We start from the raw sequence: 24518 nt of genomic DNA, 5'->3' as shown, positions 1-24518 counted from the left end.
AACCCCATGCTCAACGCCATGGCCAACCCGGTTTCGATTCACTGCGTCACCGAGCCGAGCTTCGGCGAAAACGCTTACATCGTGTCATGCCGGACGGGCGGCGCGTGCTGGATCATCGATCCCGGGCTGCCGCCGTCGGCGTCGGAGATTGCGCGGCAGGTGACGAAGAATAAGCTGACTCCCGCCGCGATCGTGCTGACGCATGCCCACGCCGATCACATCGCGGGGATTCCGGAGATTCTCGGCCAATTCAGCGGCCTGCCCGTGTACATCGCCAACGAGGAAAGCAAGGCGCTGAACGACCCGCGCGAGAATCTCTCCGCCGACATCGGCATTCCGTTCTCAACAGGCGTGAAAGAGAGTATCGATTTGCCGCACGGCGGCTCACTTGAGCTGGACGGCTCGACGTGGCATATTCTTGACACCTCCGGCCATTCTCCGGGCGGGCGCAGCCTGTACTGCGCCGCGGCAGGCGTCGTGATCGTCGGTGACGCCCTTTTCCACAGCTCCATCGGACGCACGGATTTCCATCACAGCGATCACGATCGGCTGATTCGCAACATCAAGGAGCGACTGCTCGTGCTGCCCGATGAGACGAAGTCCTACAGCGGTCACGGGCCGGTGACGACCATCGCCCGCGAACGCCGGCACAATCCGTTTCTCACCTGATTCAAAGAGCCGATTCCGCAAGCAATCGAACGAGCGCGGCGTGATCAATCGGAATCGGAAGTGTGGGATCGCCCGGAGCGCCACCGCTTCCGCTCGCTGCGCTTTGACTTCTCCCCCAGGCGACGCTCGATCGACGCGCGCGTCGGCTTGGTCTTTGTTCGCTTTTTGTGAACGCGCAGCGCGCCGGCCAGCAACCGGTTGAACCGCTCAAGGGCGATCTCGCGGTTGGCGGCTTGCGATCGCGCTTCGCCCGCGTCGATTCGCAGAACGCCATCCTGCGTCAGGCGCGATGCCAAGGCGCGTGAGAGTCGTTCGCGCTGCCCATCGGTCAGTGAGGGGCTGTGCGCCACGTCGAACAGCAGCGTGACGCGCGTCGAGACTTTGTTGACCTTCTGGCCGCCCGGACCGCTGCTGCGGCTGAACGTGAAGCGCAGCTCGCGCAGCGGAATCGATAGCTCGGCGTTGATACGGTACATGGTTCTTGAAGGTCGGCATCCCCGCGCCACGGAAGCGGCATTCTCCGCGAACCTCAATCCGCGCGACGGGTCGGCTCCGCCGGATCCAGTTTGGTCGCGCCGAGCTTCATCGCCGATTCGTTCATGTCCAGGGCTTTGACGAGAAACGCCCAGCGGTCGGCCTGCTCCTCGATGATCATCATCGTCGGCTTGCCGGCACCGTGCCCGGCGCGCGTCTCAATGCGAATCAGCACGGGGTTGTCGCCCTCGTGCGCGGCCTGCAAGGCGGACGCGAACTTGAAGCTATGGCTCGGCACGACGCGATCGTCGTGGTCGCCCGTGGTGATCAGCGTGGCCGGGTACTTCGTCCCCTTCTTGAGATTGTGCAGCGGCGAATACGTGAGCAAGTACTCGAAATCGTCCTTCTTCTCGACCGTGCCGTAGTCGCTGCGCCAGGCCCAGCCGATGGTGAACTTTTCAAACCGCAGCATGTCCAGCACGCCCACAGCCGGAAGGGCCGCGCCGAACAGGTCGGGCCGCTGGGTCATGCACGCGCCGACCAGCAGGCCGCCGTTGCTGCCGCCGCCGATGGAAAGCTTGGCCGGGCGGGTATATTTGTTCTCAATGAGCCACTGGGCCGCGGCGATGAAGTCGTCAAAGACGTTTTGCTTATTATGCAGCCGGCCGGCGTCGTGCCAGGCCTTGCCGTACTCCCCGCCGCCGCGCAGATTGGCCATCGCATAGACGCCGCCCATCTCCATCCAGACGAGGTTGCTGACGGAGAAGCTCGGCGTCAGCGAAATATTGAACCCGCCGTAGCCGTACAGGTACGTCGGGTTATTCCCGTCGAGCTTGATGCCCTTGCGATGGACGATGAACATCGGCACCTGCGTGCCGTCCTTGCTGCTGTAGAACACCTGCTTCACGTCGTAGTCGTTCGGATTGAAATCCACCTTCGGCTGCTTGAAGACGGTGCTGCGGCCCTTTTCGATGTCGTAGCGATAAATCGTGCCGGGCACCGAAAAACTCGTAAATGAGTAAAAAGTCTCTTTGTCCTTCCGCTTGCCGCCGAAGCCGCCGGCCGAACCGATCCCCGGCAGGTCCACGTTGCGGATGAACTTGCCGTCCAGCCCGCAGATGCGCACCTCGGTCTGCGCGTCTTTCAGGTAGTTGCAGAAAAACTTCTCGCCCACGACGCTCACGCCCTGGAGCGTCTCCTTCGCTTCGGGAATCAGCTCCTTCCAGTTCTCGCGCTGCGGCCGGGTCGTATCAATCGCAATCACGCGGCCGCGCGGGGCGTTCAAATCCGTCTTGAACCAGAACACCGGGCCTTCGTTGTCGATGAAGTCGTACTCGGCGTCGAAGTCATCCAGCAGCGGCGTGACCTGGGCGTCGGCCTTCGTCAGGTCCTTGTAATAGATGCGATTCTTCCGCTCGGTGCCCAGCCAGATGTGAACGATCAGGTAGCGGCCGTCTTCGGTGACGCTGCCGCCGAAGCCCCACTCCTTCTGGTCGTCGCGCTTGTAGATGAGCGTGTCTTTTTCCTGCGGATCGCCGAGGCGATGATAATACAGCTTGTGGTAGTAATTCACCTTCGACAGCGCGTTGCCCTCCTTCGGCTCGTCGTAGCGGCTGTAGAAGAACCCCTTGCCGTCCTTCGTCCAGTCAGCCCCGGAGAACTTCACCCACTTGATCACGTCGGGCAGTTCCTTGCGCGTCGCGATGTCCATCACCTTCCACGTCTGCCAGTCCGACCCGGCGTCCGACACGCCATAGGCCAGGTGCTTGCCATCCTCGCTGATGGCCATGCCGGAGAGCGCGACCGTGCCGTCCTTCGAAAACGTGTTGGGATCGAGCAGCAGTTGCGGTTCGGCGTCGAGCGTCTCCATCGTGTAGAAGACGTTTTGATTCTGCAGGCCGTCATTCTTGGAGATGAAGTACCGCCCGCCCTCCTTGAACGGCGTGCCGTAGCGCTCGTAATTCCACAGCTTCGTCAGCCGCTCCTTGATCAGCTTGCGCGGGCCGATCGTTTCGAGGTAGCCGAACGTGACCTTGTTCTGCGCCTCGACCCATTGCTTGGTGTCCGCGCCGTCAAGGTCCTCCAGCCAGCGGTAGGGATCGGCGATCTTCCGGCCGTGAAGCTCGTCCACCTGCTCGACGGTCTTCGTCTTGGGGTAGGTGATCGTCTCCCCGGCGCGGGCGCGGTGCGACGCGACCAGCGACAACACCACGGATGCGGCAAGCGTGAAAACAGTGAGGCACGAATCCGAACGGACGACGAATCTGCGCATGGGTCACTCCCGTGAACGAATCGGCTGGGCCGCCCCACGAACGGGCGGCGATTCAGGTATAACGCAGCGGTCATCATATCTGCACGGGATTCCCCACACTACGTCGATACCCACTGCAAGGTAGAGGCCGCCCTCAACTGGGACACGGATGGATTCCGTGGGGCGGACCTGTGAGTTTTCAACCATGGGCGGCGGGGCGCGGCCTGCGCGTTGACTGATTCTTAACCCGATCTGCGCTTGCAAGACCCGCCGGGCTTGGTGAAACTATCTGTCCGACGGGGTTGCCGCTGCTTTTTAATGGGTTGTCCCGCCCCGGCCTGTCTCTGGTTCTTCCCGGCCCTGAACGATCGGGTTGCGGGGCGAATCAAGTGTTCAGGACGGCTGCCTCGAACGGGGGCGGCTGGCGATCAGGTAATTGTGGGAGCGCATCTTGGCTGCCAACGACACCGGCGACGGCAATAGCAAGGTCAAACTCGCCGTGGCGGGCGGGATTTTCGTGCTGGCGGCGGGGGTGGCGTGGTACAATTTAGGCGGAGACTCGGCCGCGGCGTCTGCCCGGCAGCGATTCTATGTCTGTGCCGAGACAGGCAAGTCTTTCGAGCACACGATCGACGAAGGGGAAGTCGAGCCGATCAAGTGCAAGGTCTGCGGGAAGATGGACGCCTACGCCGGCGAGGCATGCTATTGGGTGAAGGACGAAAACGGCGAGTACACGAAGGCAAAGACCAAGCCGACGTGGGTTCTCTGGAAGCGTCGCGTGGACCCGGAGACGGAAGAGAAGACATACTGTCCGGATTGCGGGCATGAAGTCGTGGGACACAACCCCCAGCCGCCGGCGGAGTTGATGGAGGCGGCCGCACGGGAAGGAAGGTAAGCGCGTGATGACCTTGGTCGCAGCGAAGCGGAGTGCGAGGATGTCCCGCCGTGTATCGCGTGGGTTCACGCTGATTGAACTGCTGGTGGTCATTTCGATCATCGCGCTGCTGGTGTCGTTGCTGTTGCCGGCGATGACGGGTGCGATGCGGGTTGCACGGAAGACCACCTGCATGGCGACGCTTCGGGGCTTGGCGCAGGCGTCTCACGCCTGGTCGACGGCCAACGAGGACCAGATTGTGGGGGCTCCGAGCACGTCAGGAGCGTATTTGTGGGGTCAACCGATGCCGACGGTGGCGTACGGCGCGGCTGTGCAGCGATGGGATTTCATGGGATCTTTGGCGAAGGAGATGGGGATTGATCTTCCCGAGGGCGATGGAACGAACAGCGGTGTCGCCCGTCGCTTCAACGCGATTCGCACCCACAAGGCGTTTTTGTGTGCGGCGAATGAGTTTCTCGCCACTCATTTCGCCGGGCCGAACGCCGGCACGAACCGCATGATCAGTTATAATATGGGTGTCTATTTTCTGTACATCAACGCGACGTCCGCGACCGAAGCAGGCTTCCCCGGGGATGGCAACGCCACGTCGTACTACAGCAATTCGTTTGAAACCAAGCTTCCCATGAATTACAAGCCGCGCGCGAGCCTCGTCGGCAATCCGGCGAACAAGGTGCTCTTCGCAGATGGCGGCAAGTACTCCGAGATCAACCAGACGCCCGACTACGATCTGAGTCTGAACGCAACTTGGGGCGGTGCCTTTTCCGACCGCGGTCCGCATTTTCTGGGCACGCTCGCGGGGTCGCGTTCGTGGGACCGCCGCTTTGCTCCTGGAAACGGCGGTGGAACGGCCGCGAATGTCGATGCCCGAATCTACGGATTCCGACACAGCACCGGCATCCCGCCTCGCGGCGCCAAGGCCAACGCCTTTCAGGGCAATCTCGTCTATTTCGATGGCCATGCCACGACGATGGGCGATCTCGACTTCTCAAACCCCTACCAATGGCTGCCGCAGAACACGGTGACCGAGAACCTTTCCAACATGGCGCCGGACGTGGTCCAGCGGTTCGGTCTGGTCAGCGGGTTCAAGGTCGGACCTTGATTTGACCGTGTGGTTGGCGCGGGTTCCTGGCCGTCGGAGCTGTTTAAACTTGACGCCGAGCCTGCCGATGTTATAGTGTTGATGATGAATCCGGGGGGTACGGCCTCATTGGGCCATTGACTGGTGGCGATCGCAATCTTGTTCCGCAAATCCAGAACATCGTGACTGCGCAGGGGTTGCACAACCCGCAATGCGCTCTGCGCAGCCAGGCTGCGCTCGCGGATTCCGCGCGCGCGGACGGTCGCCATTCCAGGTATGCCCGCGCCAGGAGCGCCATGGAATGATTCGAGTCACCCTGCCCGATGGATCGATCCACGAACACGCCGACGGCGCCACGGCGCGCGATGTGGCGGCAAAGATCGGCGCCGGACTGGCCAAGGCCGCGCTGGGCGCGAAGGCCGATTTCGGCGGCGGGCCGGTCATGCTTGATTTGGCGACGCCGCTTTCCGGCGATTGCAAGCTCTGGCTGATCACCGACAAGAGTGACGAATCGCTGACCATTCTGCGGCACAGCACGGCGCACGTCATGGCCGAGGCGATCTGCAAACTCTGGCCCGAGACGAAGTTGGTTTACGGCCCGCCGGTCGAGGACGGTTACTACTACGATATTGATTTGCCGAGGCGTCTGACGCCGGAGGATTTCCCGGCGATCGAGGCCGAGATGGCGAAGATCGTGGCGGAAGATCGGCCTTTCACGCGCTATGAGATGAGCCGCGACGAGGGGCTTGCAAAAGTTCGCCGCGAGGGCAATCCGTACAAGGTGGAGAACGCCGAGCGCGCCAAGGGCGATAAATTGAGCTTCTACGTCACCGGTCCTGAACCGGGGCGTTACTGGGAGGACCTCTGCATGGGGACGCACATTCCCAGTACCGGGCGCATCGGCGGGTTCAAGTTGCTCACGGTTTCCGGGGCGTTTCTGCACGGCGATGCGACCAAGCAGCAGTTGCAGCGCGTCTATGGAACGGCGTTTCACAACAAGAAGGACTTGGCCGCCTACCTCACGCGGCTGGAAGAGGCGAAGAAGCGCGATCACCGCAAGCTCGGTCAGGAACTGAACCTGTTTACGATCGATCCGCTGGCAGGCAGCGGGCTGATTCTGTGGAAGCCCAAGGGGGCGACCGTGCGCCTGCTGCTGGAGGAACATCTCCGCGGCAAGCTGCGCGAGCAGGGTTACCAGCCGGTGTTCACGCCGCATATCGGACGGCTGGAGTTGTATCGCACGAGCGGGCATTTTCCGTATTATCGCGATGCGCAGTTCCCTCCGTTGTACGAGACCGACACGGCGCGAATTCTCAACGAGCTATGGGTTGCGGAGTACGAGCGCGGCGACGATCAACCGATGCCGGTCGGCGAGCAGCGTCTGCTGGACGAGCTGAAGGCGGCCAACGGGCGTCTTTGGAATGAGCTGCTGGGTGATACGGATCAGCCGGAGGCGCGACGGTTCAATCCTGCGCCGGGAAATCGCGATCACAACCTCGCGGTGATTCGTGAGAATCTGAAGGTAGAAGACGGGTTTCTATTGAAGCCGATGAACTGCCCGCATCACATGCGCCTGTACGCCAGCGAGCCCCGCAGTTATCGCGATCTTCCGCTTCGGCTGGCCGAGTTTGGCACGGTCTATCGCTACGAGCAGTCGGGCGAGCTGTCGGGCATGACGCGCGTTCGCGGTTTCACGCAGGACGACGCGCACCTCTTCTGCACGCCCGAGCAATTGCAGGACGAACTCGCCAAGTGCTTGAGCCTGACGCGCTACGTGCTGGAGATGCTCGGCCTGAAGGAATACCGTGTGCGGATCGGCCTGCACGACCCGAACGACAAGAAGTTCATTAACAATCCGAAGGGCTGGGCCGATTCGGAGGCGGCGGTCCGCGCGGCCGCGGCGGCCAGCGGCATGAGCGCGACCGAGGAAGTCGGCGAGGCGGCGTTCTACGGCCCGAAGATCGACTTCGTCGTGAAGGATTGCATCGGCCGTGAGTGGCAGCTTGGCACGGTGCAATGCGACTACAACGGTCCGGAGCGGTTCGGCCTGGAGTATGTCGGGCGCGACAATCGCATGCATCGTCCGGTGATGATCCACCGGGCGCCGTTCGGCAGCATGGAGCGGTTCATCGGGATTCTCATCGAGCATTTCGAAGGCGCGTTCCCGGTCTGGCTGGCGCCGGTGCAGGTGGTGGTGGCCAGCATCAGCGAGAAAAGCGAGCCGTATGCCCGTGAGGTGACGCAGCGATTGAAAGATGGCGGCTTCCGGGTCGAGCTGGACGACTCGGCCGAGAAGATCGGCCCGAAGAAGCACCGCGCCCGGCAGATGAAGATTCCCTACATCGTCGTGGTCGGCGAGCAGGAGGCCGCGGCCCGCGCGGTGAACGTGAACGACCGCGCCGGCAAGAGCGAGAACATGGGTTTGGATGCGTTCGTGGAGCGCCTCGCTCGGGAGAGTGTGCCCGGGCATTCGCACTAAGAACAGGAAGAAAGGAAGGTGATCGACCATTACCAATTTGAGATGCAACGAGCAGATTCGCCTGTCGCCCATTCGCCTGATCGACGAACAGGGCGAACAACGCGGTGTCGTCGAAACGGCCGAGGCCTTGCGCATGGCGCGGGAGGTCGGCCTGGACCTGGTGGAAGTCTCTCCCAACGAGCGCCCGCCGGTCTGCAAGATCATGGACTACGGCAAGCACAAGTACTTGCTGTCCAAGAAACAGAAGCACAAACATCACGAACAGAAGATGAAGGAAGTGCGGATCCGCCCGAAGACCGATCCGCACGATCGGCAGATCAAGCTTCAGCATGCGCGGGAGTTTCTCACTCGCGGAGACAAGGTCCAGTTCACCATGATCTTCAAGGGCCGCGAGCGGTTCCATCAGGAAATCGGCCAGGAATCGTTCAACGAAATTGCCGCCGGCCTTGCGGATGTCGGCAAGGTCGAGCGCGACGCGAAGATGCTCGGCCGCAAGATGACGATGATCATGATCCCGCTGAAGGTTCCGACCCCCGGAAAGCCCAAGGCCGCCAAGTCCGCCGACGGGAAATCGGACAGCAAGCCGAAAGCCTCCAAATCAACGAAGAAGCGCGCCGAGGATGGCGCGCCGATGGAATCGGCCGCGCCGGACCATCTTGCACCCGCCGCGTCCAGCCCGTCGACCACTCCGGCGGGAAGCTGATATTGAGCCGGACTACGGCCCGGGGTGAGATGATGGCCGTGAATGGCCTGTAACTCCATTGGTGACAGGGTTTTGGAACGGCGGACGTGGAGAGATTGCGCATCGGGGGTCGCGGAAGTCGTTGGCGGCTCGCGGTTGCCAACCGGGCGAGTGGCGTTTATAGTGCGGGGCTTCGCAAACCGCGAGCAGGAGCAGATTTCATGCCCAAGATGAAACGGCACAAGGGGCTTGCCAAGCGCGTCAAGGTGACGGCCAACGGCAAGGTGAAGTATCGCAAGAGCAACATGGGCCACCTGATGAGCGGCAAGGGCGGCAATCGCCGCCGTCGACTGACGAGCAAGGGGATTCTGGCGAACAAGGCCTTGAGCCGCAAGATCGCCGCGGTGTTGCAGGCATAAGCCCGCCCCGCGATCGCAATGGAGAATCGGCGTCATGCCACGCACGAAGACACACGTCGCACACAAGAAGAAGGTCCGGCGGATTCTCAAGGCCGCCAAGGGGTACTACGGCGCGCGAAGCAAGCTGCTCGGCCCGGCGCGGGACACCGTGCTGCGTGCCGGGGTCTATGCCTACCGCGATCGCCGCGCCCGAAAGCGCGACTTCCGCTCGCTGTGGATCACGCGCATCACCGCCGCCTGCCGCGCGCGGGGCTTGACCTACAGCAAATTCATCAACGGCCTGAAGCTGTCGAACATCACGCTTAATCGCAAGATGCTTAGCGAGATCGCCATCGCCGACCCCGAGGCGTTTGACGCGATCGTGGAACTGGCCCGCAAGAAAATCGGCAAGACCGGCAAGGCGGCCTGATCGGAGCCGCAGAATGATCCACAAGGCTGTCAACCGCCGCGGCGGGTGAATCACAGGCGAGACGCCTGTGCCACAGGTGAATGCTCCCAGTGGCTTCACTTCGGAAGCCATGTCAGCGATGCTCCGCAGTAGTCATTCTATCCTTTTGTCATTGAAAAAAGGGCAGGGCGAGCGGGTACGCAGCGAGGGCCTGTCCCTGGCCGTCGGCGCGGCGTTGTGACCGCATGCGACGCAGGTAAAATACAGCGCCCAGCACGGCGAACGATTGAAAGAATGTGGTTCACGACGGGACCGTGCGGCTGGCGTCGGCCCTTTCAATGTTTCGAGTCTTGCAGGTTGCGAACTCGCGTTACTTGTCGACGTCTTGCTGCGTGTCCCTCACTGAATGCATCCTTTCGGCGTGATCTTCGACATGGACGGCGTGCTGGTGGACAGCCGCGCTGCGCACCTGGAGAGCTGGGTGCGACTTGGCGCGGAGATCGGCCGGCCGATTGGCGAAACTGAATTCGCCGGTGGGTTCGGTCGAACCAGTTGGGAGTTCATCCACGAGACGCTTGGCGTGCCGGATCTTGATGAAGTCAAACGTCTTGAACGGCGGAAGGAAGAAATCTACCGCGATTTGATTCGGGGCCGGGTGCCGGCGATGCCGGGCGCGAGCGAGCTGGTGGCGTCGCTTCATGGGGCCGGGGCGGCGCTGGCGGTCGGGTCGTCCGGCCCGGCGGAGAACGTGTCTCTGGTGTGCGAGGAACTGCGCATCGGCAGGTTTCTTCGCGCGGTGGTCACGGCTGACGATGTGACCCGCGGCAAGCCCGATCCGCAGGTTTTTCTCATCGCCGCCGAACGCATCGGACTGCCCGCGAGCCGTTGCGTTGTTGTGGAAGACGCGCCCGTGGGGATTGAAGCGGCGCGTGCAGCCGGCATGAAGGTCATCGCGCTGGCTGGCACGCACGTTGCATCGGCGCTCGGTCGCGCGGACCGCGTGGTCAGCGCGCTGAACGAGATCAAACCGGCCCAGTTGGCCCAGCTCCGATTGTGAAACACCGCGCCGTCATTTCGCTCGCCTTGCTGTTTGCCACCGGCTGCCTGCGGTCCGAGGCGATCCCCCGCACGCCGCAGCAGGCCGAACAGGCGCTGCGCGAAGGCAATGATCGCTTTGCGCGAGATCATGCGCGGCACCCGCACGCGAGCGCGGATCGTCGACACGAAACGGCTCGCGACGGGCAGCATCCTTTCGCCGCGATCGTGGCGTGCAGCGATTCGCGTGTTCCCGTGGAATTGCTCTTTGATCAGGGCATCGGCGATCTGTTCGTCATCCGTGTCGCGGGCAATGTCTGCGGGGTCGATGAGGCCGGCTCGATTGAATACGCCGTCGAGCATCTGCATCTGCCATTGGTGGTCGTACTGGGCCACGAACATTGCGGGGCGGTCAAAGCCGTCGTGGACGGGTCGCACGAACACGGCAGCCTTGAGAAGCTCATCACGCGCATTCGTCCGGCCGTGGATGCGGTGCGGCGCGAGCGCTCGGAGCTTTCGGGGGAGGCGCTGCTTCATGCGGCGGTCGAACGAAATGTCTGGCACAGCTTGGAGGAATTGCTTGCAGTCAGCGCGGACATCCGCAGGTTCATGACGGAAGACCGCTTGCAGGTGGTCGGCGCGGTGTATGACATTGATTCGGCACGCGTGACGTGGCTGGGGCCGCATCCGCGCCAGGCGGAATTGCTGCGGACTGGAGCAGCCCCGGCGAATTGCGATAAGTAACGAACGGCAGCTAGAGGCCGATGCCGTCGAGGATGTCGGTCGTGCCGGGCAGGACGCCGGCCATGCGGCGCACTTCATCGGGCGTGAGCCACGCCAGGTCGGCGACTTCCTGCGGGTTTGGTCGCAACTCGCCTTCGAGTATTTCTGCCGACCAGCAATAGAGCACCAGCCGTCCATCGTGTTTCGTCTGCGTCATCAGATGCCGTTCGGGGCGGACGGTCAGGTTGATTTCTTCGCGGAGCTCGCGCACGAGCGCGTCGGGCTGTGACTCGCCGGGTTCGATCGTTCCGCCGGGAAAGCACCACGCCAGGGGGACACGCACGTGCTGTGAGCGTTGAATCAGCAGCACGCGACCATCGCGCTGCAAAATGCCGAGGATGCCGTAGGTAACCGGCGAGTGAATCGAACCGTGTGCGGTCATGGTAAGTGCGTCCGCTAGGCCGTGACCGCCGCGGCGCTCGGCGACGCGTTGCGCCGAGCGTTTTCCTCATACCAGCGGATCGTGGCGGGGATGCCTTCCTCGTAGCCGACGGTCGATTTCCATCCGAGTTCGCGCCGGGCCTTGTCGGCCGAGAAGAACGTATCGCGGCCCATGAGCCAGACGGCGTAGCGGGTGATCATCGGCGGCTTCTCCCAGCCCAGCAGGTGCCCGCAGCATTCGAGGAAGAAAGCGGCATTGTAGGCTACTTTGTATGGCACGCGCTTGGTGACCGGCGGGCAGCCGATGGCCTTGGCGACGAGATCGAAATACATGCGCTGGGTGAGTTCACCGTCGTTGCTGCAATTGTAGGCCTGGCCGATGGCGGCGGGGTTGTCGGCGGCGAGGATGCAGCCCTCGGCGACGTTGCCGGCGTAGACAACATTAAGACGATTGTCGCCGCTGCCCAGCAGCTTGGCCTTGCCGGTGCGGATCATCGTCGTGAGCCGGGCGATGGTGGCGCGGTCGCGCGGGCCGTAGAGCCAGCTCGGGCGGATGACGGAGTACTTCACGCAGCCGCCGGCGCGATGGCGGCGCCAGAGTTCTTCCTCGGCGGCGACTTTCGCCCGCGTGTAATACGACCACTTGTGGACGTTCACGCCGAGCGGCGCGGTCTCATCGACCACCAGCCCCTTCTCGTTCACGTGGCCATAGACGCTGATGCTGCTGACGTGAATGAATCGTGAAACCCCGCACTGCTCGGCTGCGTCGAAGAGATTCCGCGTGCCGTCGATGGTGATGCGCACAAAATCGGGCCAGGGGCCCCAGTCCCCGACGCGCGCCGCCGCGTGATAGACGCACTGCACACCGGCGCAGGCTTTCTTCAGCGATGCCGCATCTGTGACATCGCCCTCGGCCAGCTCGACGCCCTGTGTGCGCAGCCAGCTCGTGTCCGCCCCTCGGCGAACCAGCGCGCGGACCGGTCGGCCGCGCTTGCGTAGCTGCTCCACGATGTGACTGCCCAGCAGTCCCGTGCCGCCTGTGACAAGATTCATTTCGTTCATTGCTCCAAGGGTTTCCGTGCGATCAACGTAGACGCCGCTTGGGGTCGCGTCAAGATTGGGCTCATCGTCATTCCAAAATTAGGCTCATCCCATTCATTTTCATTCCAAGGAGCCGCGGGCTTCAGCCCGCGCGGCTGCTCATCGCACGTGAAACCATCTGATCGAGCGTGTTTCGTGTCTGCGATGCCGCAGTCCGCGCTTAATCAAAGGCGATCACGAACGGCCGCGGCGAATCGGGTGGCCTGGTCGCCGCCAGCAGCGCGGCGTAACTCTCGCGGATGGAATGGGCCGGATCGAGTCCAAGCTGGAGCGCGATTGCGCGGATCGCGTCGTCGGATGGTCCTTCGATCTCCACGAATCGCCCCAGTTGTGGCAGCTCATCGAGTTCAACTTCGCAGTCGCGCAGCGTCCAGCTCTCGCGGCGCTTCTGGAATCGCAACGTTTCCACGAAGCCGACGGCGGCGAGCAGATTGATCGCCGCTTCGGCGCGGTCCACCACGAACTCGATTTCGCCGCGCGCCTTGAACAGGCCGGCCTGCTGTGCGCCCTTGAACGTCATTGTCGCGAGTGACGGTGCTTGAATCGGTGGTGACGACGCCCCGCCAGGTCCACGAGCAGGTTCGATGGGAATTGCCTCGCGCACGCGCAGCCCCGCGCCGCGCTGCCGCATCGTCTGTTCGGGCGTGTCGAAAAAATGATTCGTCTCCAGCACCGCACCGATCCGTATCGCCCCGGCGGCGATCAGCGCTGCGCGAACCGGCTCATGCGAATCAACGCGCGTCTTGAGTTCGATTTCGAGCGGGGCATCCATCAGGCATTTCCATGCCGACCGCACACATCATTCACGCGTCGCAGTTGCCACCGAATCGCCGCGCGGTGCGCCCACGTCGCGGCTCGAACCCATGGCGCGTCGCCCGGATCTACTTCACGACCAGATTTAACATCCGCCCCGGAACGTATACCGCCCTGGCGATCTCGCTCGTGCCGATTCGCTCCTTCACCTTCGCGTCGGCCAGCGCCGCGATGCGCACCGAGTCTTCGCTCGCGGCTTTGGCGATTTTCATGCGCGTGACGAGCTTGCCGTTGATCTGCACCGGAATCTCAACCTCGCTTTCGACGACCATGGCCGCGTCCCACGTCGGCCATGGCTCATACGCAAGGCTCGGCACGTCGCGGCCGGGGGCGATTCGCTGCTTCAATCGCTCCCACAGCTCCTCCGCGATATGCGGCGCGAACGGCGCGAGGATCAGCACAAATCGCTCGGCCTGACTCTGATGAACCTGCTTCGCCTTGTAGGCGGCGTTCACCCATTCCATCATGGCGGCGATGGCCGTGTTGAACGCCATGGCTTCGATGTCTTCCTCCACTTTCTTGATGGTGCGGTGCAAGTGGCGTTCTAATTCGTTGCTCGCGTCGAGGTTCACGCCCGTCGTCACGATCGCGCTCGACACGTTTCCCGTCTCGCGGTCGATCATCAATCGCCAGACGCGCTGAAGAAATCGAAACACGCCGGGCACGTCGCGCGGGTTCCACGGCTTGCTGGCCTCCAGCGGGCCCATGAACATTTCATACAAACGTAGTGCATCAGCCCCGTACTCGCCGACCACGTCCTCGGGGTTGATGACGTTCTTGAGGCTCTTGGACATCTTCTCCACGGTGGCGGTCAGTTTCTCGCCGCCGACCTTCAGATGCGCCGTGCCGTCGTCTCGAAAGTCGATCTCGTCGTAGCCGTGCGGTACGCCGCGCGAATCGCGATAGGCAAACGCACGGATCATGCCCTGGTTGAACAGCTTTCCGAACGGCTCGGGCGTGCTGACGTGGCCCAGGTCGAACAACACCTTGTGCCAGAAACGCGCGTAGAGCAGGTGCAGCACGGCGTGTTCCGCGCCGCCGAGATACAGGTCAACGCCGCCGAGGTGCGGCGTGCCGTCCTTGCGCGGCGAGACCATCCAATAGCGTTCGGCTTCGTTGCCGCAAAAGCGCGATTCGTTTCGCGCGTCGAGGAATCGCAGGTAATACCAGCACGATCCGGCCCATTGCGGCATGGTGTTCAATTCGCGCTGATAGATTTTCCCATTGCGCGTCAGCGTCGCCCACTGCTTCGCACGGCCCAGCGGCGGCTCGGGTGTTGCAGCGTTGGCATCGCCCTCGGCGGCCGGCGTCGGGCGGAAGTCATCCATCGGCGGCAGCGTGAGCGGCAGTTCGCTTTCATCAAGCGGGACGATCTCGCCTTCCGGCCCGTGCAATATCGGAAACGGCTCGCCCCAATAGCGCTGGCGGCTGAACAGCCAGTCGCGCAGTTTGTAATTCACCGTGCCGCGGCCCAGCCCGCGCGATTCGAGCCAGGCGATGATTCTCCTTTTGAATTGCGCGGTTGGCAGGCCGTCAAACTCGCCGGAGTGAATCGCGGTCCCGTCGTCGACGAAAACGGCTTCGCACTGCTCGGGATGTGCGAGGTACGTCTCGATCGTTGTGTGCTGCGCGGCGAGCCATTCCTCTGGCGGCTTCACCACCAACACGATCGGCAGCTTGAACTGTTTGGCAAACTCAAAATCGCGCTGATCGTGCCCCGGCACGGCCATGATCGCCCCGGTGCCGTAAGAGATGAGCACATAATCAGCGACCCAAATCGGGATGCGCGCCTGGTTGACGGGGTTGATGGCGTGCGCTCCGGTGAAGACGCCGGTCTTTTCCTTGGTCTCGGCGGTGCGGGCCAGATCGCTTTTCTGTTTCGCGGCGTCGCAGTAAGCGCGCACCGCATCGCGCTGGTCGGCCGTCGTGATGCGCTCCACCAGCGGATGCTCCGGCGCGAGCACCATGTACGTCGCGCCGAAGAGCGTGTCGGGACGCGTTGTGAAGATCTCCAGCGCCGTATCGTGTCCGACAACGTCGAACTTCACCTGCGCGCCCTCGCTGCGGCCGATCCAGTTCCGCTGCATGATCTTCACGCTCTCGGGCCAGGCCAGTTCCTCCAAGTCGCGCTCCAGCCGGTCGCCGTATTTCGTGATACGCAACATCCACTGCTTGAGCGGCCGCCTGAAGACCGGATGATTGCCGCGTTCGCTGCGCCCTTCGTTGGTCACTTCCTCGTTGGACAGCACCGTCCCCAGCGCTGGGCACCAGTTCACCGGCACCTCGGCAAGATAGGCCAGCCGCTGCGAATCGACGTACTCGCGCACGGCCCTCTCGCCCGCGGCGCGCACGTCGTCGGGAATGGGCAGCTCGCGGATCGGCCGCGCGCGGCCGACGATCGTTCGCCCGACGGCATCGGTCCATTCGCACGTTGCGTCGTACCAACTGTTGAACAATTGCAGGAAGATCCACTGCGTCCAGCGGTAATAGTCTTCGTGCGTGGTGGAGATTTCTCGATCCCAGTCGTAGGAGAAGCCGAGCATCTTGAGTTGCCGGCGAAAGGTGTTGATGTTTCGCTCGGTGCAGATCGCGGGATGCTCGCCGGTCTCAATGGCGTGCTGCTCGGCGGGCAGGCCGAAGGCGTCCCAGCCCATGGGGTGCAGGACGTTGAAGCCGCGCATGCGCTTGTATCGCGCGATGATATCGGTTGCGGTGTAGCCCTCGGGGTGACCGACGTGCAGACCGGCCCCGCTGGGATAGGGGAACATGTCGAGGACGTAGAATTTGGGGCGCGTCGGATCGAAGTCCGGCTCGCCGGGATTGGGCGTGCGAAACGTTTTGTGTTCATCCCAGTAGCGCTGCCACTTGGCTTGCAGCGCGGCGGGGTCGTAGTCAGCGGGTATCGTCACAGGGGTCCTACTCCATCGCCGGTTCGGCGTGCTCAACTCGTAAGGAAAGCAGTTTATTCGGGCGAATCCACCCGGCCAAACACCGTGCTGCCGACCTGCCGCGTCTCGTCGATGCTGTCTTCCTGCAACATCCCCTGGCCGAAATGATGCATCTTTGAAACAGGGTGGTCCGGCCAACGTCCGCGAATCGGGAGCGGGCGGAATGAAGCCTTCGTCGCTTACTGCATTCGCTCCAACAGTTTAGGCGCGCTTCAGCGGAGGTGCGGGGCAACGATCTGCCCCGGCGGCACGGGCCTTGCTGAACCATCCCAGGGAAAGAGGACGCAACGAGGAGAGCGCGAGCGCGGCCGCCGGTCGCATCGCTTTGCGAGCGAGGGACAGGGATGATGGATGAGACAACGTTTCAGAGCAAGCTGGCGGAGCTGATGAACGAGATCGGCACGCTGCCGGAGACGCAGCGGGGCAAGCTGGAATCGCTGGCGATCGAAACAAAGATGCGCCAGGACAAGCTGAAAGCCACGGTCAGCAGCTTGCAGGAGTCGATTGATTACCTGCGGTTGTCGATCAAGTACCTGTTGTTCGATCTGGAGGCAACGCGGCGCGAGAACGACTACCTTCGCAAGATGATCGAGCAGGAAGGCGAGACACAGGAATGAAGGTCGGCCCGTCGCGGCACAGCAATCGCCCGGCCCGGAAGCGCGGCGGACAGACCTGAACCGATCGAAATATCGACAAACTGATTAACTTCGAGGAGTGACACACGCGCCGGCGCGGCGCCCCGCACCGACAGAATCATTCGAGCTTTGCCTGGGGGGGTCAGGCTCGGACGGCTGCTACTCGGGGGGGTCGGCAGCCGTTGATTGGGGCGACCAGCCGGCGCACAAATTGTGACGAATGCCTCGGGGGATGGGCGAAGCGCAGGTCTCGGCCTGCGTTTTGCTTTTTTACGCGCGCACCGTGCGAGTGGGGTGGCGGGGTCGCGCGATTTGGAAGATTGCGCCGAGTCGGGCGGCATGGCCGCGGCCCCTGACGGCCATGCGGAGCGCAGTGCTTGCGAGCCTGCCGACGCGACGGGACGATGGACGCATGAATGGACGGCTCGAATGAATGACCGCCGATTGAGCATCGGACTGACCGGGATCGTCCTGGCGATGCTGTCGGGGGCGACGCTGCTTTACAGCGGCGTCGGCCCGTTCGGTGGCGCGGCAGCGGGCGGCCTCGGCGGATGGCATCCGCTCCTGGCTGCGATCGCCCGCGCGCTCACGCTGCCGATTGCCACGAGCGGCATCTCCGACGTGCGTGATGTGATGCCGTTTGTCGGGCTGGGCTGCGCCGCGCTGGTGGTTGCGTTGGCCGCGCCGCGGATGGACCGGTCGCTTTGGGATTCTTACGGCGCCGCCTCGCCGGGGCTGCGATGGCTCATCACGACATCCGTATTGATACTTGTCGCGGGGATGGCGTCGGCCTGGGCGAATGACTCGATGTACCTCTCGCGCGGGTGGCTGTTGCGGTTCGCGGCCGGCGCGGGCTGGGCGTGGCTGTTGGGGCGCTATCTGCCGGGGCGGGCGTTGCGATCAGCCGTCGGCGGAATGCTGGCCTTGGGCGCGGTTGCGTGCGGGCTGGCCCTGGCGCACCGCGCCGATCTCGGCGTGCGATACTTCTCCTGGCCGATCGGCACGCTGACGATCACGGCGGGCTTGGCGGCCGTCTGGTCGGCGATGGCGGGCGGTTGGTTGCTGGCCCGGCGTCAAACGGCAAGCGACGTTAAGCCGAACAAGGCGGAACAGCCGGACCCGGCGCGACGGCTCATCGGGTTGTGCGTGCTTGTTGCGGGGGGGATCGCTGCGTACGTGCTGCAACAATCGGGCCGGCGCGCGGCGATGCTCGGCTGCCTCGCGGGCGTCGCGCTGATCGTGGCGTTTCGACTGTGGATCGGCGGAGCGGTTGCATCGCGCGGTCGATTGCTCCGCCGTGGACTGGTGATGGTCGCCGGCGCGGCGCTTTTGGGATCCGCGGCGTGGTACGTCCAACGCGAGCGCGCCAGCGGCCAGCGTGAGCGTGCCATACCCGTTGCACTGCGTTTCGGCTACCTGCGCCTCAGCGGCGAATTGATCCGTGCGCAGCCCCTGCTGGGCGTCGGTCCGGACATGACGGTGGTGAACATGACCAACGCCGTCGCGCCGCTTCGGGCGGACATGCCGCAGGTTTATCACGGAACGATTGACGCGGCCGTTCACAATGAGTGGGTGCAGGCCGCGGTGGAACTCGGTGTGCCGGCGGGGGTTCTCTATCTCGCGTTGCCGATCGGGTCCATTCTGATCGCGCTGCGCCGCGCGGCCATCACGCCGGATGTGCTCGCCCTCATCGCGGGGCTTGCGGCGATTGTCGTCACCGAGGCCGGCAGCATCACGCTGCGCGGGCCCATGATGCCGCCCTGGTACTGGACGATGCTGGGTCTGCTGATCGCGGTCAGTCGCCCGCGCCCCACGTCGGATTCAGGATCGGCCGGCGATCAGCCCGCGCGGAGTTCATCGACTCATTCACCGGGCATGTCGGCTACCGGAAAGGCGATTGGGCTGGCGATCGCGCTCGGGTGTGCCATCGTCGTGCATCGGGAGTATCTGGGCGCGACGGCGGATTCGGTCTTGCGTCACACGCGCGAGGCGGACGCCGAAAAGTTCGAGGTCGTCGGGAGGCTCTTCTCGGAGAAGACAATTCTTGCTCGCTTTCGCGCGGCCGAGCAGGCGCTGGCGAGCGCGCAGGCAAGTTCGCCGCGGCGAACCGGTGACCTGGCGTACCCCGAAATTAATGCCGAGGCCCTTCGACGGGCGGCGTTGTTGTGGGGCGAGTTGTACGAGGAGATACCCGGCTTGGCCGGCGTGATCGAGAATTACGCACGGACGCTGCTGCTGGCGCGCAAGCCGACGGAGGCGCGTTTCGTGCTTCGCCGTGCGATCGAGGAGAAACTTGATCCCTATTCGGCGGGTGTGAACGTGCTGTATGCACGACTGCCAGAGACGCCGCCGGAGGAGAAATACCGCTGCGTGCAAAGGGCACTGCGGGCATCCGCGCTGGATGATGAACTCGCTGGGATTCTCGGAGCCATCGCAAATCTGCCGGAGGTCGTGCAATCCCTCGCCTGCGATCTGACCGATTCGGGCAAGATGGTCTTGACGGCCCCCTTTGACGAGAGCCTTGATCGACCAACGATGGAGGCCGTTCGGATCAAGGCCTATCTGCTGCACGAGGCAGGTTTCATCCGGGACGCCATCGGCATGCAGCGATACGCGGCGAGTCTTTACCGCCGACTCGAAACGGAGAACAGCCCGTTTCGGCGTGCCCATGCGGCCGAGGTCGACGCGTTCGAGCGGCTGGCTCGATGGCTGCTCGAATCGTGGCGGTCGAATGAAATACCGGGGGACGCGACGGCAGATCAGGCGATGGCGCCGATCCCGGGCGCGCTGGAGGCGATTCGCGCCGCCGAGCGTTACGCCGTGCTGGGCCTGCCGCACGATCGGCTGGCGCATCCGCAACCCGAGCTGGGCTTTGTCTTCGGCGAGGTGATGCCGACGGCGTTTCCCGAACGGTTGAGGCCGCTGTGGCGGTTTTCGGCGTTGATGCACCTGCTGGCGGGGAAGGATCAGTTTATCGACTATCGTGTCTATTTCAGCCTGCCGCCGGAGCAATGGACGCCGCAGGCCATGCAGCGCGAGATGGCGGCGCTGGCGCGCGAAGCGGTGGCGGAGCTTACGAGGCTGCCCGTTGATCGGCGCCCGAGGTATTTCGCCGGGCTGCAAGCGCTGGCGAACAGCACGACCCCGCGCTGATTGAATTGCCGCGCGAGCGCAGGCGCAAATGCGGTGCAATGGATGCCTGAAGCGTGCGGGTCGCAATCCCTCGGCGGCAGCAGATCGTGTCGACGTTGACAAGCCCCGCTCCAGCGTTGGTAATGGCGGGATGCTCAAGGTCACGTTCTGCGGCGCGGCGCGCGAAGTCACCGGCTCGCTTCACCTCCTCGAAGCCGACGGCATGAAGGTCGCGCTCGACTGCGGCATGTTTCAGGGCCGCCGCGCCGAATCCGAGACGAAGAACAAGACGTTTCCCTTCGACCCGTCCACCCTGCACGCCGTTGTCCTGTCGCACGCACACATCGACCACTGCGGCCGCCTGCCGCTTCTGGTCAAACAGGGGTTCACGGGCCGCATTTATGCCACACCGGCGACACGCGACCTGTGCGCCCTGATGCTGGCCGACTCCGCGCACATCCAACTGGAAGACGCGAACTTTCTGAACAAGAAAAAGAGCCGCGTCGGAGAGCCGCCCATCGAGCCGCTTTACACCGATGACGACGTGCAACAGACCTTGCGCCTGTTTCAAACCGTCGCGTACGAGCAGCCGTTCTGGATCACCCGGCGGCTCTCCGCCCGGTTCGAGTCGTCGGGCCACATGCTCGGCGCCGCGTCGATTGCCCTGCTATACAAACAACCCGTTGGCGACAAGCCTGTGTCACTTGTTTTCTCCGGTGACGTCGGGCGGTTTGATATTCCCATCCTGCGCAACCCCAGGCCTTTTTCAGAAACCGATTACCTCATCGTCGAAAGCACCTACGGCGGTCGGCATCATCCGCCGACCGAGGACCTCGGCGCGCGGCTGGCGGCCGTCGTCAACGACACGATCGCGCGAAAGGGCAAGCTCATCATTCCCGCCTTCTCGGTCGGTCGAACGCAGGTGCTGGTCTATACGCTGCACCAGCTTCAGAGCGCCGGGGCGATCCCGCGTGTGCCGATCTACATCGACAGTCCCCTCGCGGTGAACGCGACCGAGGTGTTCCGCATGCATCCGGAGCTGTTCAACACCGAGGCGAGAAGTTTTCAGAAACAAACCGGCGACATCCTCGGCGCCTGCGCCTGCACCTACATCCGCGACGCCGAGGAGAGCAAAAAACTCAATCGCATCCGTCGCTCGTGCATCATCATTTCGGCCAGCGGCATGTGCGAGACGGGCCGCATTGTTCACCACCTGCGCAACAACATCCAGAACCCCCGCAACACGATCCTGATCGTCGGCTTTCAGGCCGCGCACACCCTCGGCCGGCGCATCGTCGAAAAACAGCCAAAAGTCTCGATCTTCGGGCAGACGTTGTCCCTCAAAGCGCAAGTCGTTGTGCTGAACGGCTTCTCCGGCCATGCCGACATCGACGAACTACGCCGCATGTGCAAGCCGACCGCGGCGCGCTGCCGCCGGGCGTTCCTGGTGCATGGCGAAATCGATCAGATGGAGGCGATGAAGTCGGCGCTGATCGAAGACGGATTTCGGGATATCAACATGCCGGCGGCGGGGGACGTGTTCGAGCTGACGGCGCGAGACTGAACGATCGCAGGCCGCTGCGAGCAGTCGCATTCCACTCAGCAAGAAGCGCAAAGGGCGTTGCCTTCGTTACTCGCTCTTCGCGGTATGATACGCCGCGCGATACCACTCAAACGTCTTCCTGATTCCCTCGGCGAACGACGTGCTCGGCCTCCAGCCCAACAGTCGCTGCGTGAACGTGCAGTCGATTCGTTGAGGCAGACCGGTGAGCGCAACGGCCGATCGCCGCATCGCCGCCGCGCGCGGGCCGGACTTGATGAAGGCTTCTCCCATCCTTGCAAAGAAGAAGGCCACTCCATAAGGAACGTTTTTCCTGCAGCGCGGCAGGCCGAATCCGTCGGCCAGCGCGTCAAAGTACTGCCGCTGCGTCACGCCCTCGTTCGGCCCGGCGATGAGTATTTTTCCCGCCGCGTCGGGGACCGTCCCCGCCAGGCGCACGGCTCGCGCCGCATCGGCCACATAGATCATCGCGAGGGTGTTCGATCCGTCGCCGATGATCATCATGATTCCGTCCGCCAGAACGGGGCGCAGATAGCTGTGCATCACGCGGTTGCGCGGCCCGTAAAGGTAGGCGATTCGAATGATGACCCATTCCATCTCGCCGGCGTCAAACTCCTTCACCGCCTGCTCGGCGTGATACTTGGCCCGTGCGTAGATGAACCAGTCGGGCGGAAGCGGGGTCGGCGTGAATTCGGTGATGGTTCGGCCGTCGGAGAGCAAGTCAGGGTGATAAATGCCGCACGAACTCACGTGCACGAAACGGCGGACCCCGGCGTCGCGTGCCGCGTGCAACATGCGGCGCGTGCCCTCGACCGTCGTCTCATGAAACTCGTCGGGCGTGCCGACGATGTCCACGCGCGCGGCGCAGTGATAAACCAAGTCGCACCCTTCACACGCGCGGTGGAGCGAATCGGCATCTTCGAGCGACCCGACGGCGCACGCCACGCCCAACTGATCAAGTACCGCCGTGTCGCTTGTCGGTCGAACCAGCGCTCGAACCGGCACGTCGTCGGCGCGGAGCTGCTCGACGAGATGACTGCCGAAAAAGCCTGTAGCTCCCGTGACTAAAACCGTCATGGCAATGAGGGGTGCAAGAATGAGAAGGTTAGTCGTCCGGCTCGGCGGACGGCAGTTTCGGCAGCCAGCGGTTCACGCGACGGCAATACGCCTCGTAGCTGTCGCCGAACAGGCGTCGCAGGTTCGGCTCTTCCAGCCGCGTGACCTGCCAGTGCCCAAAACCGATTCCCAAAACGACCAGGAGTGCGATGCCCCACGAGGCATAGTAGATCGCCTGGCCCGCAGCGGTCACCAGCAGCGTAAGCACCACGGGGTTGCGCACCCAGCGATAAGGCCCGGTCGCGACAAACACCTGGGGATCGTGAAACTGAACGTGCGGCGCCTTGCTAAGAAACACAAGCCACGCCGAGCAGAACAGATACGCGGCCAGGCCCGCGGAAAAGATGGCCCCACCCACCAGTGAGCGGAAACTCGTCCAATAGGCTTGGATTTCGGGCGGCCAGTCGCCGGGCCAGTCCATGGGCGGAACGAGCCGTTCGCCGACGATGTAGAACAGCGAGGGCACTACGCCGAGTATGACGAAGAGAAAGCCGATCGTGTACACGACGGCCCGAAGGGCGAAGGGTTTGTCCTGCCTCGGCGAAGGCCGCGGCTCGTCTACCATCGCACCGCAAACCCCGCTGTCATCCACTTGCTGGACTCGACGGCATGCACGATCGCCAACTGGCCGGACTTCAACTCGCCCGTTCGCACCATTTCATCGAGGTGCAGCAGGGTCGCCGAACCGCCGCAGTAGCCGATCTTGTCGCTGCGGAACTTGATCTTGTCCCGAGTGATCCGCAGGCGATCCAGAAACGCCGGGATGTGCCGTTCGTACAACTGAAGCGTCGGGATCGAGACGACGTAGTGATCCACCGTAGACGAATCAATCTTCATCTGCGTGGTGAAGTTGATGAGGCCCTGCAACAGCAACGGAGCGGCGTTGTCGTTGACGGCGGTGAAATCCTGCCACAGGTGGTGCGTGCCGTCGTTATACAGCTCGGGGATCTGGTGATCCTTTCGCATCAGGTCTGCCGCGGCGCCGCCGGCGGTCATTCCGGAGGGGCGACCCGCGCCGACCGACTCGACGTAGGTACCGATGATTTCGTGGTCAGGCTTGCCGTGGTCGCCGCCGGTGAGGACAAGCGCGCCGGCGCCGTCGGCGAGAATCCACCGCAACGCAGCGTGAACCTTGTCCATCTTGGACTGTTTGAAGTAGCAGCTCCGCAGGTAGATCGACGACAACTGGCTATAGCACACCAGGGCCGTCTTGTAGCGACCGGTGCGAAGGGCGTCATAGGCGACCTGCACGCCCTTGCCGACGCCGGTGCAATTGGAGTGAATCTCCATTTCGGCGCACGCCTGGATACCCAGACGCTCTTGAAGCAGAGCGCTGGTCGGCGGGGTGCTCTGATCGTAGGACGGACAGGAGATAATCAGCAGTTGGATGTCCTGCGGTTCCATCTTCGCCATGTCCAAGGCGCGACGAGCCGCTTCTTCAGCCAGGCTGCTGAAGTTGTGCGTCATGTTCCCGGTCTCGGGATCCACTGCGAAATGGCGCGTTTTAACGCCGCCTTCGCCGAGCATCTTCGGACCAACGCTCGACAGGAAGCTCTTTACTTTCGGCGGCGCCTGATCCAACGTGCCGAGCACCGCCTCCAGGCGATCACTCGATACCGGAGGCCCGGGAAGAAAACTGCCGGTGCCCGCGATCCTGACAGGTAACAGGGACATAGCA

21 protein-coding genes and 1 pseudogene are annotated in these 24518 nt (G+C 63.3%); 13 read left to right on the top strand and 9 right to left on the bottom strand.

The features are described from left to right. Positions 1–6: 6 nt before the first annotated feature. On the top strand, positions 7–669 hold the full coding sequence (locus HRU71_08320) for an MBL fold metallo-hydrolase (protein ID QOJ03485.1): 663 nt from the start codon (positions 7–9) through the stop codon (positions 667–669). Between the two features lie 44 nt (positions 670–713). Here the strand turns inward: HRU71_08320 and arfB are convergent, their stop codons facing one another. Both arfB and HRU71_08310 read right to left on the bottom strand, forming a co-directional pair. Next, a complete protein-coding gene (gene arfB / locus HRU71_08315; GenBank protein ID QOJ03484.1) occupies positions 714–1145 on the bottom strand; it encodes an aminoacyl-tRNA hydrolase in 432 nt (143 codons plus the stop codon). A 53-nt stretch (positions 1146–1198) separates the two neighbouring features. Then, positions 1199–3415, bottom strand: coding sequence for a S9 family peptidase (locus tag HRU71_08310; GenBank protein QOJ03483.1), 2217 nt, complete (start codon positions 3413–3415; stop codon positions 1199–1201). A 430-nt stretch (positions 3416–3845) separates the two neighbouring features. Between HRU71_08310 and HRU71_08305 the strand changes: the two genes are divergently transcribed. The 9 genes and pseudogenes from HRU71_08305 (at position 3846) to HRU71_08265 (ending at position 11114) form a co-directional block, all read left to right on the top strand. Beyond that, on the top strand, positions 3846–4289 hold the full coding sequence (locus tag HRU71_08305; protein QOJ03482.1) for a hypothetical protein: 444 nt from the start codon (positions 3846–3848) through the stop codon (positions 4287–4289). A 7-nt stretch (positions 4290–4296) separates the two neighbouring features. Next, positions 4297–5388 (top strand): type II secretion system protein, encoded by a 1092-nt coding sequence (locus tag HRU71_08300; protein QOJ03481.1) that lies wholly within the window; start codon positions 4297–4299, stop codon positions 5386–5388. A gap of 190 nt (positions 5389–5578) precedes the next feature. Continuing rightward, a pseudogene (locus HRU71_08295) lies at positions 5579–5863 on the top strand (TGS domain-containing protein). Then, positions 5810–7846 (top strand): threonine--tRNA ligase, encoded by a 2037-nt coding sequence (locus HRU71_08290; GenBank protein QOJ04962.1) that lies wholly within the window; start codon positions 5810–5812, stop codon positions 7844–7846. The pseudogene HRU71_08295 and the gene HRU71_08290 overlap by 54 nt, the downstream one beginning before the upstream one ends. A gap of 28 nt (positions 7847–7874) precedes the next feature. Beyond that, positions 7875–8549, top strand: coding sequence for a translation initiation factor IF-3 (locus tag HRU71_08285; GenBank protein QOJ04961.1), 675 nt, complete (start codon positions 7875–7877; stop codon positions 8547–8549). Between the two features lie 200 nt (positions 8550–8749). Further along, the gene (rpmI, locus tag HRU71_08280; protein ID QOJ03480.1) at positions 8750–8947 is read left to right on the top strand and encodes a 50S ribosomal protein L35; all 198 of its coding nucleotides are present in this window, start codon (positions 8750–8752) and stop codon (positions 8945–8947) included. A 34-nt stretch (positions 8948–8981) separates the two neighbouring features. Then, on the top strand, positions 8982–9356 hold the full coding sequence (gene rplT, locus HRU71_08275) for a 50S ribosomal protein L20 (GenBank protein ID QOJ03479.1): 375 nt from the start codon (positions 8982–8984) through the stop codon (positions 9354–9356). Between the two features lie 400 nt (positions 9357–9756). Then, positions 9757–10392 carry an HAD family phosphatase gene (locus HRU71_08270; GenBank protein ID QOJ03478.1) on the top strand — a complete coding sequence of 212 codons (636 nt, stop codon included), beginning with the start codon at positions 9757–9759 and terminating at the stop codon, positions 10390–10392. Continuing rightward, positions 10389–11114 carry a carbonic anhydrase gene (locus HRU71_08265; GenBank protein ID QOJ03477.1) on the top strand — a complete coding sequence of 242 codons (726 nt, stop codon included), beginning with the start codon at positions 10389–10391 and terminating at the stop codon, positions 11112–11114. Before HRU71_08270 ends, HRU71_08265 begins: the two co-directional genes overlap by 4 nt. 10 nt (positions 11115–11124) lie before the next feature. Here HRU71_08265 and HRU71_08260 read toward each other — a convergent pair whose 3' ends face one another. The 4 genes from HRU71_08260 to HRU71_08245 form a co-directional block, all read right to left on the bottom strand. Further along, positions 11125–11535, bottom strand: a complete 411-nt coding sequence (locus HRU71_08260) for an NUDIX domain-containing protein (GenBank protein QOJ03476.1) — start codon at positions 11533–11535, stop codon at positions 11125–11127. A gap of 14 nt (positions 11536–11549) precedes the next feature. Then, positions 11550–12596: an NAD-dependent epimerase/dehydratase family protein gene (locus HRU71_08255; GenBank protein QOJ03475.1), complete on the bottom strand. Its 1047-nt coding sequence runs from the start codon at positions 12594–12596 to the stop codon at positions 11550–11552. 199 nt (positions 12597–12795) lie between these two features. Beyond that, positions 12796–13407, bottom strand: coding sequence for a class IV adenylate cyclase (locus HRU71_08250; protein QOJ03474.1), 612 nt, complete (start codon positions 13405–13407; stop codon positions 12796–12798). A gap of 109 nt (positions 13408–13516) precedes the next feature. Beyond that, entirely contained in the window at positions 13517–16351 is a 2835-nt protein-coding gene (locus tag HRU71_08245) for a leucine--tRNA ligase (protein ID QOJ04960.1), read from the bottom strand. 389 nt (positions 16352–16740) lie between these two features. Here HRU71_08245 and HRU71_08240 point away from each other — a divergent pair, with 389 nt between their 5' ends. The 3 genes from HRU71_08240 to HRU71_08230 all read left to right on the top strand — a co-directional run bounded on the left by HRU71_08240 (position 16741) and on the right by HRU71_08230 (position 21727). Next, entirely contained in the window at positions 16741–17013 is a 273-nt protein-coding gene (locus HRU71_08240) for a transcriptional regulator (GenBank protein QOJ03473.1), read from the top strand. 357 nt (positions 17014–17370) lie between these two features. After that, the gene (locus tag HRU71_08235; protein QOJ03472.1) at positions 17371–20184 is read left to right on the top strand and encodes an O-antigen ligase family protein; all 2814 of its coding nucleotides are present in this window, start codon (positions 17371–17373) and stop codon (positions 20182–20184) included. 130 nt (positions 20185–20314) lie between these two features. Beyond that, positions 20315–21727 (top strand): MBL fold metallo-hydrolase, encoded by a 1413-nt coding sequence (locus HRU71_08230; GenBank protein QOJ03471.1) that lies wholly within the window; start codon positions 20315–20317, stop codon positions 21725–21727. Positions 21728–21793: 66 nt separating this feature from the next. Here HRU71_08230 and HRU71_08225 read toward each other — a convergent pair whose 3' ends face one another. From HRU71_08225 to HRU71_08215, 3 genes are read right to left on the bottom strand one after another with little or no spacing between them, the layout of a single operon-like run. Then, positions 21794–22801, bottom strand: a complete 1008-nt coding sequence (locus HRU71_08225; GenBank protein QOJ03470.1) for an NAD-dependent epimerase/dehydratase family protein — start codon at positions 22799–22801, stop codon at positions 21794–21796. 28 nt (positions 22802–22829) lie between these two features. Then, positions 22830–23405, bottom strand: coding sequence for an isoprenylcysteine carboxylmethyltransferase family protein (locus HRU71_08220; GenBank protein QOJ03469.1), 576 nt, complete (start codon positions 23403–23405; stop codon positions 22830–22832). After that, entirely contained in the window at positions 23399–24514 is a 1116-nt protein-coding gene (locus HRU71_08215; protein ID QOJ03468.1) for a 3-oxoacyl-ACP synthase III family protein, read from the bottom strand. The genes HRU71_08220 and HRU71_08215 overlap by 7 nt, the downstream gene beginning before the upstream one ends. Positions 24515–24518 lie beyond the last annotated feature (4 nt).

It is taken from the genome of Planctomycetia bacterium (assembly GCA_015200345.1).
In the GTDB taxonomy this organism is placed as follows: domain Bacteria; phylum Planctomycetota; class Phycisphaerae; order UBA1845; family UTPLA1; genus PLA3.
This window is presented reverse-complemented; position numbering and strand designations above follow the sequence as displayed.